This is a genomic window from Acinetobacter yuyunsongii (assembly GCF_041021915.1).
Taxonomy (GTDB): Bacteria; Pseudomonadota; Gammaproteobacteria; order Pseudomonadales; family Moraxellaceae; genus Acinetobacter.
This window is the reverse complement of sequence record NZ_CP157435.1, coordinates 111,481-127,590: the sequence shown is the minus strand read 5'-3', so window position 1 is coordinate 127,590 and position 16,110 is coordinate 111,481. Positions and strand designations below refer to the sequence as shown.

Sequence of the window (16,110 nt, the reverse complement as noted above, 5' to 3'; positions counted from 1 at the left end):
AAGTCAGATTGTGATAGTGCGTTAGTATACATGACCCTAGATGAAGAGAAAATTTTGTACAAAATTTTGCCTTTTAACTTTTTTAATCGCAGAAATGCTTTAATTTTATGCAATTAATTAATTTATTTGCATAAAGTTGTTGACCCTTGTTTTGCTTAATGTATTATAAACGGCACGCGGGAATAGCTCAGTTGGTAGAGCATAACCTTGCCAAGGTTGGGGTCGCGAGTTCGAGTCTCGTTTCCCGCTCCAGTTTGGTTTTTTAAGTGTAAGTTTTAGTAAAAACTGCTCAATATGCGGGAATAGCTCAGTTGGTAGAGCATAACCTTGCCAAGGTTGGGGTCGCGAGTTCGAGTCTCGTTTCCCGCTCCAAATTTAAAAGGCCCTAGTCGAAAGATTAGGGCTTTTTTCTTGTTGATTTTATTATATTTTTGAAAATTCCGCCTCCCTTTGTGATTCAATTCAATAAAAAATATTCTTAATGTAATTTGTATTTTGTGACCAAGATGTGACCATGGCGTGCCCACGACAATAAAAATGGTCTTAATTGATCTCAAATGCTCTCATTACATCTCTACTTTTTAGCCCCCTCAGAGCTTTTTTGGGTGTAAAAAACACATAACTCTTTTCAAAGCACAGTGTTTTTTTACCAATCGTTCAATAATTTGTGACCATTTTACTTTTTGATGTGACCATTTGTGACCAAACTAGTCATTATCATTTTGATTATTATCAATTTTCTTAAAAATCAATAAATCACCCACTCCCACATCTAATGCAATACAAATTTTATCAATGGTTTCAAAATCAATCCGTACAGATTCATCATTATAAAGTTTGTGCAAAGTAGATTTATTAATTCCAGTACTTCTTACCAAATCAGCAACCTTAAGTTTCCTTTCTGCTAATAAAACTGCCAAGTTTGAAATAATCATAAAATTTCCTACTTAAATCATAAAAAGTACTTGCAACAACATAAAAATATGATAATTTATGTCTTAGGAATAATTTTTCCTAGTTACCTAGTAAAAAATATGAGGCTCTATTATGTCATATACCTATCTCACAGCCCAGCAACTGGCTGAAAAAATCCAGTACGACGCTCGTACTATTCGCAACCAGCTAAAGGACAGTGTCTTTATCGAAGGTGTTCACTACATCCGTCCTTTTGGTGGTCGCAAAATTCTTTTTGTTTGGGAACGCATTGAAACTGAAATGCTTAAATTCACTGGTTTAAGCATGGATGCCCTGCAATAAGGCTTAGGAGGTTTAACTGATGGCTACCATCCGGGAACGAAGTGGCAAACTGATTGCCGATTTTCGCTACATGGGCATTCGTTGCAGAGAAACAACTAGTCTTGAAGACAATGCCTATAATCGTCGTATTTTGAAAAAACGTCTCGAGCAGCTTGAAGCTGAAATTACTTTGGGAACCTTTGAATACGAAAAATACTTTCCAAAAAGCAACCGTGTTGAGGAGTTTAAGGAAAAAAGAAGTCAGCAAATCGCTGTACAAACCAAAGTGCCTCTTTTTAAAGAGTTTACTGAATTGTGGTTTAAGCAGAAACAAGTTGAATGGAGAACCTCATACCAGCAAAAGGTTTCAATTGTGATCAAAAACTATTTGATTCCTGCTTTTGGTAATCAGGTTCTCTCGAAAATCAAGAAGTCAGACTTGCTGAACTTCCGTGCCTCTCTCGCCAAAGTGACACACGGAAAAAATCAGACAAGTCTGAAAGCATCGAGAATCAATCAAATCATGACGCCTTTACGTATGATACTCAATGATGCGGCTGAACGATACGAGTTTGAGTCGCCTTATAAAAATATTAACAATCTGAAGGAAAGCAAGATTGAAGTCACACCTTTTTCTCTGGAAGAGGTACATAAAATTCTTACCACGGTGCGTGAAGACTTCCGCCCCTATTACACCATCCGCTTTTTTACGGGTATGCGTACCAGTGAAATCGATGGTCTGCAATGGAAAAATATCGACTTACAGCGTCGTGAAATCCATATCAGAGAGGCGTTAGTGAATGGTGTGCTTGGTGGAACCAAAACTTATGGTTCTGACCGCACGATCCAGATGAATGACCGCGTTTACCAAGCCTTTCTCCAACAGAAAAGCTTAAATAATGGTAAATCAGAGTTTGTTTTCTGCAATCGTGATGGTGGACCTCTCGATTATCGTCTGGTGAATAAACGTGTCTGGCATCCGATCTTGCGCTTTCTAGGATTGAAGTCTAGAAGAGCCTATCAAACACGCCATACAGCAGCAACTCTTTGGCTGTCAGCAGGAGAAAATCCGGAATGGATCGCACGTCAATTGGGACATTCAACGACTGAAATGCTGTTTCGAGTCTATAGCCGTTACATCCCCAATGTTACGCGCCGCGATGGCAGTGCATTTGAAGCCATGCTGGAAAAACTAAATACAGAGGAGCTTGCACATGAATAGTAAAGCTTTCTTTGGTGGTGTGGTCGTCAGCCCTGAAGCAGATATGGTCGCTCGTGAATTAATCCATGAGCTACACATTCCCAAACTTCACAATCTAGCTTTTTTGTTGGAAATCAATAAATGCTTCGATGATCACCAGGCGTTGAGACTCTGGTTACAGCGAATGTTGGATGAAGGGCAAGCCCATTACGATGACTTGGCCCAACAGGCCCGTCTCCGCTTAATGAGTCTCGCTCACTAATAAAACAAACACAGACAGAAGGTCATCCAATCGATGACCTTAGCCCCTCTATACCTATAAAAAGGTGAACACATGCATAAAGATATTTCAATTTGGATGCCACTCTATATTGGCGACCTACAGGCAAAATTTGCACGAATGACGGCAGAACAAATTGGTGCGGCACTGCTGTTAATGATGGATTTCTGGAAAAATGGTGCCATTCCTCATGACCTAGCTACTGTATGCAGCATCACGAAATTACCTCAGCACACCAAGGCTAAAACTTTGTTGAATACGCTGATGGCTCTGGAATTGTTTGAAGTCGAGTCTGAGCAGATTCATTCAAGTTTTTTAACCAGTTTAAAAAGCCAGGCATTGCAAAATCAGCAAATGAAATCTGATAAAGCTAAAAATGCAGCTCAAGCACGTTGGGGGAAATCCGCTAGTAATGCTCAAGCATCAACCAAGCAACGAAAAGTAAATGCTCAAGCAACTCCTGAGAAGAGCTCGAGTATTACTCAAGCCATGCTTGAATCATGCCCTTCATCTTCATCTTCATCTTCATCTTCATCTTCAAATTTTGAAGAAAAAAATGAGAGTTTTTTAGAAAATTCAAAGTGGATTTAGGAGATCAGTCATGAATACCATGCTTAAAACACTCCAGTTTCGCGCAGAAACAACGGAAACACTTTGCGCTACCCATCATATACCCCTGATAGAAATTGCAGGTCACAGGCTCTGTAAATTGTGTGCCAAAGAAACCGTCCATCACTCAAATGTAGCCTATGAGGATGAACTGCAACAGCGATTGCTAGAACAGAAAATCAAAAACTCAGGGCTCAATAAACGCTATCTGGACCGTGGCTTCAAGAATTTTGTAGTTGCATGTCCTGCTCAAGACAATGCCATCAAACTATGTCAGGCTTTTGCGCAGCAGATTATTTCTGGTCACAATCCGAACATGTTGATGATTGGTACACCGGGTACAGGTAAAACCCATCTGAGCGCATCAATTATTCGCAACATTCTGCATAACAGTACAAAGTCTGCACGCTACTATACCAGTGCAGAAATTGCTCAAAAAATGATGGATACCTGGTCAGATACTTCACGCTCTGAGAAAGAAGTCATCGACCATTTCTCCAGTTTTGATTTATTAGTGATTGATGAATATGGCCTGCATGACCGGCATGAAAAACGCCTAGAGATGGTACATAAGGTTCTATATAGCCGTTATGACAATATGAAATCTACCCTGCTGATTTCCAATTTCACAGTCCAAAATATGCAGCGGGATTTAGGTGTAAGATTATGGTCTCGGTTACATGAGAACCATTTGATTGTAGTGCCGTGTTATTGGGATGACCGACGAATTAGCGGATAATCGCAACTCTCACTTAAGCCAATTATCTCACTGAAATAATTGGCTTTTATTACAAGAATTATTTACAGAATATCTCGCTTGCATAAGTATAACTGAAAATAATACTTCTAAGCTGCCTATACGGCAGTGGACGGCATGTCTCAATCAGCATTAGCAAAAAAGGCTTTCTAAGCTGCCTATATGGCAGTGAACTTGTTGGTGTGTTATCAGGTGGAATAGTATCATTTCTAAGCTGCCTGTATGGCAGTGAACCTATACACCAGTAGAAACGTATTATTCAGCATTTTCTAAGCTGCCTGTATGGCAGTGAACTTATTGCTTTGGCAGATGAAAGAATTTGGCAATTTCTAAGCTGCCTATACGGCAGTGAACTTTGCTAGTTTAAAGGCTTCATTCGCTGCATTTTTCTAAGCTGCCTATACGGCAGTGAACCTCGGCTCCGTAGTGATGCTTTGACTCGTTCGTTTCTAAGCTGCCTATACGGCAGTGAACTGAACGGTTGAGAGGTGGGTGATGTTGGTAAATTTCTAAGCTGCCTATACGGCAGTGAACGATTTTGAGCTTTCGATCTGTCTCTTGACTCATTTCTAAGCTGCCTATACGGCAGTGAACCCATAATTTATGTCTGGTTCATAAGGAATCTTTTTCTAAGCTGCCTATACGGCAGTGAACTGTGGAATACGACCAATTTCAAAAGATGAACATTTCTAAGCTGCCTATACGGCAGTGAACCAGTTAATCCGACTCCAGTAGTTGATGAAAATTTTCTAAGCTGCCTATACGGCAGTGAACGTTACATCAACACACGAGTAATATCGCAAATGTTTCTAAGCTGCCTATACGGCAGTGAACGTTGACGGTAGCACAACTTTCGGGCACTCATTTTTCTAAGCTGCCTATACGGCAGTGAACTAAGCCGCCTACCCAGTTATTCTCAACACGTCTTTCTAAGCTGCCTATACGGCAGTGAACCTGTTCCAGCGTTAGTGTTTCTAGCTATTGTTTTTCTAAGCTGCCTATACGGCAGTGAACAAAGGCGGTAACTTAAATTCTGAACCTTGGGATTTCTAAGCTGCCTATACGGCAGTGAACCTGATATACCCATTCATGTATCAATCGGTACTTTTCTAAGCTGCCTATACGGCAGTGAACTTTTTGGGAAAAGGTTAACGAATTTTTCGACTTTTCTAAGCTGCCTATACGGCAGTGAACTTTTGGCGCTGCTGCTAACGATTTTAAATATATTTCTAAGCTGCCTATACGGCAGTGAACTGTTTCCACTTCAAACTTTTATCAATGCATTTTTTCTAAGCTGCCTATACGGCAGTGAACAAGACTGACGTTCATCAAAGTTTTGACGCAACTTTCTAAGCTGCCTATACGGCAGTGAACCTACACCAGCTTGGAAAGGTAGTTTTACAACATTTCTAAGCTGCCTATACGGCAGTGAACTCATGCAATTTAAATCAACAATGGTAGTACTTTTTCTAAGCTGCCTATACGGCAGTGAACTCGTTAGCAGCAGCGCCAAAGTTTTTTTGGACTTTCTAAGCTGCCTATACGGCAGTGAACATCGACACTACAACAAATCAGTGCCTTGAATGTTTCTAAGCTGCCTATACGGCAGTGAACATAAAAATCATTGTTCTGCTGTAAATCTTGTTTTTCTAAGCTGCCTATACGGCAGTGAACCACTGGTGGTACTTGGGGCTAAATCTTCAAAATTTCTAAGCTGCCTATACGGCAGTGAACGTTCTGAGCAGTGGTATGCATTCAGAGACGATTTTCTAAGCTGCCTATACGGCAGTGAACGATATTTTAATCGAGGATTGATTTTTAAGAATTTTCTAAGCTGCCTATACGGCAGTGAACCAGAAATCGCAGGAGTCAAAGACTCAAGACAATTTCTAAGCTGCCTATACGGCAGTGAACATAAGGCTCTTGATATTGTTAAGGTTCAGTTCTTTCTAAGCTGCCTATACGGCAGTGAACACATCAAAATTACATGTAATGAAATTACACATTTTCTAAGCTGCCTATACGGCAGTGAACATGTGATTTTATTCAGCAAGCGCCTAAAGACTTTTCTAAGCTGCCTATACGGCAGTGAACAATGCCCGATTGGTCAAACTCTTGATGCTTCATTTCTAAGCTGCCTATACGGCAGTGAACATGGAAAAATATGGGCGTTTGAGTCGAACTAATTTCTAAGCTGCCTATACGGCAGTGAACAAGGTCTAATCATGCTCATAAATTGACAAAGTTTTCTAAGCTGCCTATACGGCAGTGAACTGCTAGGTTCAATTGCTCGATGGTCAGATGATTTTCTAAGCTGCCTATACGGCAGTGAACGGGATGGAAAATACTACGCATACACACAACAATTTCTAAGCTGCCTATACGGCAGTGAACAGCTTGTGAAACGTCAAGTTTTGTGCCTTGTTTTTCTAAGCTGCCTATACGGCAGTGAACACATTCCGATTCACGTATCAATCGGCACGGGTTTTCTAAGCTGCCTATACGGCAGTGAACTTTTTGGGAAAAGGTGAATGAATTTTTCGACTTTTCTAAGCTGCCTATACGGCAGTGAACCAAGGTCGGCAATGCAACCCACAAATCGCATTTTTCTAAGCTGCCTATACGGCAGTGAACCTCGCAACCGTATGGGGTATTAAAGTCATTCGTTTCTAAGCTGCCTATACGGCAGTGAACATTTAAAATACTTTCACTTGCATCGGGTGCAGTTTCTAAGCTGCCTATACGGCAGTGAACGTTCCAAGTCAAAGTAGTCAATTCAGAAGCACTTTCTAAGCTGCCTATACGGCAGTGAACCAGAAAATCCCGAAAATCCCGAAAATCAGGATTTTCTAAGCTGCCTATACGGCAGTGAACGCATTCAGGCTTTTCAACATTCGCACCCTTTCTTTCTAAGCTGCCTATACGGCAGTGAACAATTGATTAAATAGAGTTAAAACAACACCACTTTTCTAAGCTGCCTATACGGCAGTGAACATTTTATGATGAGATACGTGATTTTTTTGATTTTTCTAAGCTGCCTATACGGCAGTGAACCGTAGAATTTACGAAAAGCGTTTAAATATTTGTTTCTAAGCTGCCTATACGGCAGTGAACAAAAATGCCCAGTTGGCCAAACACTTGTAAACTTTCTAAGCTGCCTATACGGCAGTGAACTTAGCCCTTACTTTTGTGAAGGAACGATTTTGTTTCTAAGCTGCCTATACGGCAGTGAACTTTCTCCAGACATAAAAAAACCGCCTTTCGGCTTTCTAAGCTGCCTATACGGCAGTGAACATAAAAAGTATTGTGAGCAGTTGTGTCTTTAACTTTCTAAGCTGCCTATACGGCAGTGAACCCTTTTTTAATTCATGCGCCATTCGTCTAATTTTTCTAAGCTGCCTATACGGCAGTGAACGCACGAATGTTCAGACAGCCTTTGGTATGGATTTTCTAAGCTGCCTATACGGCAGTGAACACACTGGTGGTGGTGGCCAGTTTGGTGGTGGTTTTCTAAGCTGCCTATACGGCAGTGAACAATAGTTTTAACATAAAAAATAAAGCTATAACAGCAAGTTATGCTTAAAATCCTATAAAAGACCCAAGTATTAACTTACTATTATAACTTATTGATTTTATTAAGCTGTTAAAGAGTGAAAAAATATTGGGTTAAAATTCGGGTACGGATGATACTGAACTTAATCCATAAGTGCTAAAAACCTGAGTTTCAGATTTTTCAGCAGATTGCTTTTCGATAAACAATTTAAAACGTTTTTCACTTTGCTGATCTGAAGTGCTCAGGCTTTTCATTTCAATATAAGGCATGTTGGTTGTCGTAACTACATTGCTGTATCTGGCTAATGCCTCATCAAAGCCAATATCTCCACGTTTAATACGATGCCGTGCCAAACGCTGGGCATTGGTTTTCACTTGCTTACGCTTGTAAATGGCATAGCCTTTAATATCGCTAGGTACTTCACGAATTGATGTAATATGCACATAATCTTCTAAACGTTCCAGCCATTTTCGAATATCTAATTTTTTTAAATCAGCTTCAGACTCAGCAAATAAACGAAGTTTGTTACCTAGATTGATCCTAGCTTTTTGGTTTTCTACTTTTTCCTCAAAAATATATTGAGGGAAAGAAGCACCAATTCCCACCTTATCTGAATCATCCTTTATTTCAGCCAATGCGATATGTACTTGTGTATACAGCTTTGACCAAATGAAATATGGGGAAATTTCAGCCTGATCAATCAAGGTAATTTCCTGATAAAATTTCATAATCAGTCATTTCCACCAAAGACGCCACCACGGATTAAATTTGCAACCACAAAATGTTGATCATCTTTAGAGATCTCTTCATTTTCTAGCCAGTTAATAAGTAGAGTATAGAAATCTGTTTTACTGATTCGATATGCTTGACCACGGTTTGGTACTGAGCCATATGGTTCAACTGCAATAGGTGCTTTTAAGGAATCACTATTTTCTACTGTGTACCAATCGTCAATCGTTCGAATAGCATTACCAATTTTTTCAGAGTGGATACCGGCACACATACCTTGATTCGTTTTAATCTGATATAAATATTTAGACTTTTGGCCTTTTGGTGGTTTATCTACAAATTCTTGTGATGGAAATATATGTTGCCCTTCACCAACTTTAGCAAATGCCGTCACCTCTAATAATAAATAATTATCTTCACTAAAGCTTTTAGCAACTAGCTCTGCAATTTCCATCGCTTGTTTATCTTCTAGCTCATCAAAATTATTTAATGAATGCTGATAAGCATTTTCAAAGTTCCAAATCTGATTAGTGTCTGTATTTCTAATTTGTAAAGCAATATTTTCTGCACCCAAACGATTTCGCCATAAGAATCGAGCATTGATCAAGTTTCGAACATAGCGTTTTGCTAATGTTAAAAATCCAATGTCTTGCTGATATGTTGCAAATTTTTCTTTTAATTTAATCTCAAAATCTGGACGATTATGCGTAGTAGGTTCAGCAATATTTCCTAAGAATTTCACTGTAAAGAAAACTTTTAAAGTATCCGCTTCAAATGGTAGACGCGCATCATCTCCCCATACTAAATTTGGGTCAGTTTTCTCGGCATCATCTACGCCATATTGGCTTTTTGTACCTCTATTACGCTTTTCATGTAGATCGATATTTTTCCATGCTGTTGAATTAGCGCGCTCTGACCATAAGCCTGACTGCATTAAGGCATCCGAAGGTTCAATTTTACGATTAAATGCGAGTACGCTTGGTACTTTCGCGCTATCAGTTGCTACTTTAGGTTTCTTCGCCATGTTATTTTTTCCTTTTTAGTTTGAAAGATTAATTGAAATCAAAGTTAAATGAACCATCATCTAAGGCTGGTTGTGGTTGTTCAATAGGTTCTATATTTGCTTGAAAATTTTGCTTCTGTTGGCATAAATACCATTCGTCTTCTATGTGATATCTCCAAATCAAATCAGATAAGTTCTGTATTCGGTGTGTACTACGCCATTCACCAATACTATGTACAGATTCAACAAATCGGAAGGGATATCGTGGATCACGATGGTGTTCAACTTCTTGCCCCTCATACAATGGACTAATCCCTTTAAAACCAATCATCAAGGGTACAAACCAACCTCTAGGATTGGGTTTATCTTTACGTACCCATTGCACAGTACTTTGATCTTCATCAATTTTAGATTCTGCTTTATAGGCAAAAAAATCTGTCCATAAATCGAATAAATCAGAATTTGGATCATCTATTTTTGATTGTTCCACATGCTTTTCTAAGGTGGATGTCGCATCAAGTAATACAAAGCTAGGTAAGAGCTTTCTTTTTAATTTGTTGAGATCTGATTCTTCAGTCCAAAAGCTAATATTTTTAATATTCGTAATACTTCCACCGACTAAACGTGCTTGATATACCCATTTTTTTAAAGATTTTTGATAAAGTTTTTTTTGTTCATCTACACCTGACAACACCTGTTTACATTGTAATAGTAAGGAAATTGTTAAATCCATTTTCCCTTCTTCAATAATAGGTGGTGTTTTATTGGCTTCTGCACGATATTTTTGCCCTTGTAATGTCACAGGCGGGCGTTTACTTTGAATAAATCGAACATCATATTGTTCATTGGTATGCAAGGTAAAATCATGACTAAAAATCGCACAACCTACAATTTCTATGCCAAACTCAGCATTAAATTTACGGGAGATCGCATGAGTAAAGCCTAAAAAACCTGTGATTGCTGGAAAACCATAGGTAAATCCCGCAATACAATTTGCATCTTCCACGCTAACTTTTTCTAATAAAATATATGAGGTCATTCAATTGACTCCACTGTTAATACTGCATGAAAATCTTTAAAAACAGGATGTAGTGCATTAAACCAAATTGCTTTTAATTCTCTATGCTCATATTTCTCACCCATATTTTTATTGATCCACTTCGAAACTTGTTCTGTAAATTCATCAATAAATGCTTTATTTTCCTGTTGCTTACTTTCAATTGGATCTAAAAACGCACGTAAATAAGGTTCAATTTCTAGATCATTTGCCCAACCTTTGGCATAACTTTGCTGAATCCATAAAATTTGATGAATCACTTCATCTGCGATTGATTCGAGTAATTCTGTTAAAACATTTCTTCGATTTAAATTAATGCTCAGATTCTCTTTTTTCATGACATAGAATAATCTTTTAATTTCTTTGAATATTTCTACACTATGAGTTGTGCGACAACGTGCTAAAAAGTTTTCCATATTCGGAGGTGGTAAAGCATCTTTTCTCCACTGTGGCGGATTTGCTTGGAAAAAATATAAGCCTCCCCGACGTGTTCCATTTAATTTAGACGCATTTTGATGATTACTTTTCGTCACACTTAAAAAAGCAGTTTTAGGAAAAAATGTATAAACACCTTCATAGCTTAGATTTTGTTTTCTCGCTTGATTAACAGGCGTATCCTTAGAACGACTATATGTGATTTTTTCAAAAATTTTATGTGCCAAAGCACTCGATTTAACAGGCGAAATGACATGATAATGATCATCTACTGGAATATAGACTTGTTTGGCTAAGACGTGACTATTTAACTTTTTTGCCACATAGGCTTCTGAAATTTGCATTTGCCATTGTTTTCGAACATCGGCATTGTCTGATATTTTACTAAAATAAATTTCATCTTCCGCTAGAAATTGCCCTAAGTTTTTGTCTAAATCAATAACGTTAAAGCTTAAGAATTCGGCAACAGGTGCATAACTCGCATCAGTATAAGCACTGTCTGATTCATTTACATTTGCTGTTTGTGTCGTCAGTAAATAATGATATTTTTGTTGTGGAATCAAATCGATTAAATTAATGGCTTTATTACTAGAATGAGTGAGTTTTGCTACATGGCTGACATTCAAACTCACTTTACTCGCATTTTCAGCAATATAAGTTATCCATGATACAATTTCATGATCGCTGTGGATCTTAGATAATTGCTCATCGGTAAAAGCCTCTTTCAGTTTTTTTCGCTCAGCTTCTACTTTTTTATCTATACGTTGCCTTAAAAAGCTTTCGATACTGGCATGTATCACATCAACATTCATTATAATCTCCTATAATTTTTTATCTAAGAACACGCCTAAAAAAGGGTGATAGTAATATTGAATATTTTTATCATCCAACAGAGATACTTCCCCATAATTTAAAACAACTTGCCTTTGTGAACTTTCTAAAATTTCTTCAATATCATGATAACGTTGATTTTCATCTGTACTAAACCACATTTGACTGTTTGGATGAAAACTTAAATTTTTATAGCTCCGAATCTCATCAACCATAGAAAATGTATAATTTTTTTCATCGTAACTATACCACTGCATTTTTCCTGTGCTAGTAGGTATAAGATAAAGACTTTTTTCAGCTTGAAATTTTCGAAATGGCTGACGTCGTTGTAACTCCCCGCTCCAAGAGAGTGAATTACACCACCATAAACGTGCGTTATTATCTTCTTCACGTGCACCCAATAACGTCATGGCATAGGCCGTTTGTTCCAGTGTTACTAAGTCGTTAAAAATAGGTAGCTCTGTTCTTGTGGGTGGTTTAATAAAATAAATACTTGGAATAGCATTGATATATTGATATTGCTCTATTGTCAGTAAATTTCGTATTTCTTTATTCTCACTTAAATGACGACCACTTTTATAATTTCCTTCAAAACCAGGTTTAGTAAATGCTACCGTTTGCTTTTGTAAAGCACGAATGTTTTGATTCAAAATAAATAAGTTTTCCTTATTCACATTTTGTTTTCGATGTCTTTGAATACGCCCTGCTAACTGTACCAAAGATCGCATAGAACTCGGCTCAGCAATTGCCCAATCATAGTCATGATCTCGTCCAACCTCACAGACAGATGTCGCCAATACGATAAAAATATGTTTTTTAATTTTTGGATATTTATGGATTGCATTAGAAATTTCTGGTTGCATCCAAATTTTATCTGCTCTTTTTCGATTTAAAATTCGATCTAGTTTTTCTTCAATAAAAGAACGCTGTGCTAAGGTGAATTTACTATGATAAATACAGTAATGAAGCATCGTTTGTTCATCAATATGCTGAGTCAGCAAATTTTGAGCAACCTGAACAAGAGGATTAATATTCGCAAAGCGAATCACACCTAAAGAAATTTCCACACCGTTTTCACTTGTCTGATGATGATGTGTATGTGCTTCAGCAATCCCTTTTAATAAAGTATTGACTACTTTTTCTTGAATATTTAGGCCTTCTTGAACCTCTAATATTTTGGCTTTTCTTAATCTATTTTCATCTGCTTTGAGTTTTTTAATACGCTCATTCACATAGAGAGTATGATGCTTACAGAATTCAGAAATAGTTGAACTTTCTAGCTCTTTTACTGCAAACTCATCAAACCAAGCACATACAATCGGCTTTTGTTGTTGATGACCTAACATGGCTTGTTGATATTTTTGTCGACCTAAAGCATAGGATTCATATAAAGCAAAAGCCATAGCAGGAGGAATGGTCGCACTAGATAATAAGACTTTAGCACCTAACATCCCTGCCCAATTGACCAAGCGCGAAAGTGCAGGTAAATCATCTAGTCCAAACTCATCAGGTTCATCTAAAATTAAATCTGAGCTGAGTAATCGTAAAATGGGGGCAATTTGTCGCCCACCTCTTAAGCTTTCTGTCGCTGGGATTAAATAATCGATTGTGCTGACCAAAATTGGGGCATGTAATAATTTTTGAATTTTAGGGTCTTTCCCAAACCATGTTTTTAATAAGCTATCTGCATCTATATCAGGATAATCCACATCAAAGCTGTCTTCGGTATCTTCTAGGCTTTCACTGCCACGCATAGCAAATTCATTTTTTTCTAAATCGGCTAATAATTGCTTTTGTTGTTGAGCATCTTTATCTTGTTGAAAAGCCTTTTGTAGGCGTTGTATCGCACTTGAACCAATAATGGTCGCAATATCACTGTCATCTAAATTCAAGTTTTGCTTTAGGGCATCTCCTGTTTGTGTTGTTAATGTACGAAGACCTAAAGCAATACTAAAGCGGGTGCCTTTTTCGATATCAGATAAAGCGTACATGATACGGGCATTGGCAATCGTTTTGCCCTTTCCTGTACTTGCCATATTAATACCAAAGAAACCACATTCATTACTACGAATATTCAGTTTTTTGCATAGCTTAACGGCTTTATCTTGCCACTCACTCAACTGGGGATCTGAATTTGAAAATCCTCGATCCAATATTCGATTCACCCCCAATTCAGGGAGTTCAGCAATAAACTGTGGAAGTTTACGACTGTAAATATAAGCATAAAAACTAACTGCTAAATTATGTTCATCTAATTTTTGTTTTAATTTTTGTTCATTATCTGTATTGGCATATGCCTGATAAGTTTGATCTTGTAGTTCAACTCTCGCATTTTGTGCTGAATACCAATGATCGGTCATCATTAACATTAAACGTGATAAATGCATGGTTAAAGGATCATCTAACCAGTTCAATTGTTGAATTTGAGCAATTTGATTACAACCTCTTTTTGAAAGTAATTGTGCTTTTAACCGCCACTCTTGGCTACGTACAGGTAAACCATGACTAAACATCCAGTTTTTTTCTATTTCTGTTGCAGTCCAGTCATATTTAATGCAATTCGGCGAATTCCATTTCACATCACATTCAGATAGCCAATATTGGCTTAAATTTTCAAATTTTGATAAACCTGACTTATGGATATTTAAGACAGGTGGGCTATTTTCAAAAAAAGGATAAATAGGTAAACGATGATGACTGAGTATCAGCCATGCAACTAATTGTGCAAATTGTGGTAAATAAGCAAATGTATCTCCGAGTTTTGGTCTTGAACGCATTTCCGATAATTTTTCAAGCCATCTACATTCATCAGAAGCCTGTAAATTCCCTAATTGGGTAAGCCACTGTTGATCACTTTGATCTACAATAAAAGCTTCAAATATTTTTAGTGAAATCCATTCGTGTCGGTATGGTTCATAACCCTTTTCAGTTTTAATTTCAGGGTTTAACTTGGCTTGAAATAAATCATTTGCTTTGCCAAAATCATGAAATAAACCTGCGATTCCTGATGCAATTGCAACCAATTCCAAATTTTGCCATAAATGCGATGATTTCCAAGGGTTTAGACTTTTCTGCGTCGTATTAACTGGCACCACACCCTCACGATTAAACTTATTCCGATTCCCCACAATCCATAGCAACTCACTTCGACGTCTACCCCGAATCCAGTGACAACTTACCGCTGTACTTTTGGTCACGGTTTTACGCAGCAATTTTTTAACTGCAATTAAACCTTCCTCAGTAATCACTGTCTGCCAGGTGTTATCACCAATTCGGTCTGCAAAGGCATCTAATACCCGACGCGTTCGTGGAATGGCTTTCTTTTCACATTGACTAATAAACGTCACAATCATAATGTTTCTCCATCTACATCATGATTTTTACAAGCTTGTCCTTTGACTTGATCAAACATAAAGTCCAGACATTTATGCTCGGTAAATTTCTGCAAAATCTGCTGTCTAAATTCTTGTTCAGTCATTTTTTCTTTGGCGCAAATAAAGGCATAAGGCAAAACCACAGCATCCTTAATTAAATCTGCCACATCAAACACTAAAGCCCCTCGACGCGTCTTGCCATGCATGACTGCAAAACCGTGTGGAATTCCAAGTACCCAAAGTGTTGTCGCTGCTAAACCATAAGCCAGATAATTGCCATGATTTAAAAAATCATTGGCTAAATCACCTTGTTCAGGATTGCGACTAAAATCCTTTAAACCTGTACGAGTCGCTGCAATTTTATAAAGTTGTTTTGTGGTCGCAGCTTCTGCAAGTAGTAAGTCTCCAACTTTAGTTTGTTGTGAAATTCTTGCTGCATAGCCCGTTAAAGCCTGTTGAATATCTAAATCATCCACATGAAAGGTATATTCTTTTAAATCTCGGTCTTTCGACCAAATCTTCTGAATATATTCAACTCGTGCCAATTGAAAATGTTTAGCAACATCTAAGCGTTTGGCTTCATCAAACCAAAATTGCATCCAACCTTGCATATACTCAGTTGGACGGTATTCACTTTGTGGTGTCATCCATTCAATTTCACAGCCCATAAACAAAGGCGTGCCACCTCCACCTGCAAAACCAACCAGAACACCTGCACTTGCGAGCATGCGCATTGCTGCTTGAGTAATTGATGTGCCTGTACCCAATAGAATCACTGTAGTATTGGCAATCGGAATATTCCAGTACTGATTTTCGTTTTTAGCCTCGGTCAGATAAAGAACTCGACCATCTTTCTGCATCACACGGCAATGTTCAAGATAGTACAAATTGGCACGTTTCGAATGTAATATTGCTTTTAGATCTGATGGATTAAGCTGTTCCATTCTTATCATCAATTATGAAGAAGAGTTGTCCTTAAAATATCCTGTTCGAATAATTATTTAAAGAAATTTTAGGAAATTAACGTCACATATTGACGCAGTCT

Annotated in this window: 12 protein-coding genes, 2 tRNA genes and 1 CRISPR repeat array; of the genes, 7 read left to right on the top strand and 7 right to left on the bottom strand. The window is 37.9% G+C overall.

What is annotated here, in order from left to right; genetic code table 11:
• Positions 1–176: 176 nt before the first annotated feature.
• Positions 177–252, top strand: a tRNA-Gly gene (locus ABLB98_RS00590).
• 44 nt (positions 253–296) lie between these two features.
• Positions 297–372: transfer RNA gene (locus ABLB98_RS00585), tRNA-Gly, on the top strand.
• Between the two features lie 335 nt (positions 373–707).
• Here ABLB98_RS00585 and ABLB98_RS00580 read toward each other — a convergent pair.
• Positions 708–935, bottom strand: coding sequence for a helix-turn-helix transcriptional regulator (locus ABLB98_RS00580; RefSeq protein ID WP_000587224.1), 228 nt, complete (start codon positions 933–935; stop codon positions 708–710).
• A 112-nt stretch (positions 936–1,047) separates the two neighbouring features.
• Between ABLB98_RS00580 and ABLB98_RS00575 the strand changes: the two genes are divergently transcribed.
• The 5 genes from ABLB98_RS00575 to ABLB98_RS00555 all read left to right on the top strand — a co-directional run bounded on the left by ABLB98_RS00575 (position 1,048) and on the right by ABLB98_RS00555 (position 4,065).
• Entirely contained in the window at positions 1,048–1,257 is a 210-nt protein-coding gene (locus tag ABLB98_RS00575; RefSeq protein WP_000122748.1) for a hypothetical protein, read from the top strand.
• Between the two features lie 19 nt (positions 1,258–1,276).
• Positions 1,277–2,458 (top strand): DUF3596 domain-containing protein, encoded by a 1,182-nt coding sequence (locus ABLB98_RS00570; RefSeq protein ID WP_348882751.1) that lies wholly within the window; start codon positions 1,277–1,279, stop codon positions 2,456–2,458.
• Positions 2,451–2,699: a hypothetical protein gene (locus ABLB98_RS00565; RefSeq protein ID WP_004895356.1), complete on the top strand. Its 249-nt coding sequence runs from the start codon at positions 2,451–2,453 to the stop codon at positions 2,697–2,699. Before ABLB98_RS00570 ends, ABLB98_RS00565 begins: the two co-directional genes overlap by 8 nt.
• Positions 2,700–2,771: 72 nt before the next feature.
• Complete coding sequence (locus tag ABLB98_RS00560) at positions 2,772–3,308, top strand: hypothetical protein (protein ID WP_348882750.1); 537 nt, start codon at positions 2,772–2,774, stop codon at positions 3,306–3,308.
• Between the two features lie 10 nt (positions 3,309–3,318).
• Positions 3,319–4,065 (top strand): ATP-binding protein, encoded by a 747-nt coding sequence (locus ABLB98_RS00555; RefSeq protein ID WP_249571580.1) that lies wholly within the window; start codon positions 3,319–3,321, stop codon positions 4,063–4,065.
• A 104-nt stretch (positions 4,066–4,169) separates the two neighbouring features.
• Positions 4,170–7,618: direct repeats of the CRISPR family, unit length 28 nt; unit sequence TTTCTAAGCTGCCTATACGGCAGTGAAC.
• Positions 7,619–7,749: 131 nt separating this feature from the next.
• Here ABLB98_RS00555 and cas6f read toward each other — a convergent pair.
• The 6 genes from cas6f to cas1f are packed head-to-tail and all read right to left on the bottom strand — an operon-like array spanning position 7,750 to position 16,009.
• The gene (gene cas6f / locus ABLB98_RS00550; RefSeq protein ID WP_249570935.1) at positions 7,750–8,364 is read right to left on the bottom strand and encodes a type I-F CRISPR-associated endoribonuclease Cas6/Csy4; all 615 of its coding nucleotides are present in this window, start codon (positions 8,362–8,364) and stop codon (positions 7,750–7,752) included.
• 2 nt (positions 8,365–8,366) lie between these two features.
• Positions 8,367–9,389: a type I-F CRISPR-associated protein Csy3 gene (csy3, locus tag ABLB98_RS00545; protein WP_348882749.1), complete on the bottom strand. Its 1,023-nt coding sequence runs from the start codon at positions 9,387–9,389 to the stop codon at positions 8,367–8,369.
• A gap of 28 nt (positions 9,390–9,417) precedes the next feature.
• Positions 9,418–10,407, bottom strand: a complete 990-nt coding sequence (gene csy2, locus ABLB98_RS00540; protein ID WP_087547275.1) for a type I-F CRISPR-associated protein Csy2 — start codon at positions 10,405–10,407, stop codon at positions 9,418–9,420.
• Positions 10,404–11,672 carry a type I-F CRISPR-associated protein Csy1 gene (locus ABLB98_RS00535; RefSeq protein WP_087547276.1) on the bottom strand — a complete coding sequence of 423 codons (1,269 nt, stop codon included), beginning with the start codon at positions 11,670–11,672 and terminating at the stop codon, positions 10,404–10,406. Before ABLB98_RS00535 ends, csy2 begins: the two co-directional genes overlap by 4 nt.
• Before the next feature lie 9 nt (positions 11,673–11,681).
• Entirely contained in the window at positions 11,682–15,044 is a 3,363-nt protein-coding gene (cas3f, locus tag ABLB98_RS00530; RefSeq protein ID WP_348882748.1) for a type I-F CRISPR-associated helicase Cas3f, read from the bottom strand.
• A complete protein-coding gene (cas1f, locus tag ABLB98_RS00525; RefSeq protein WP_249570932.1) occupies positions 15,041–16,009 on the bottom strand; it encodes a type I-F CRISPR-associated endonuclease Cas1f in 969 nt (322 codons plus the stop codon). The genes cas3f and cas1f overlap by 4 nt, the downstream gene beginning before the upstream one ends.
• Positions 16,010–16,110 lie beyond the last annotated feature (101 nt).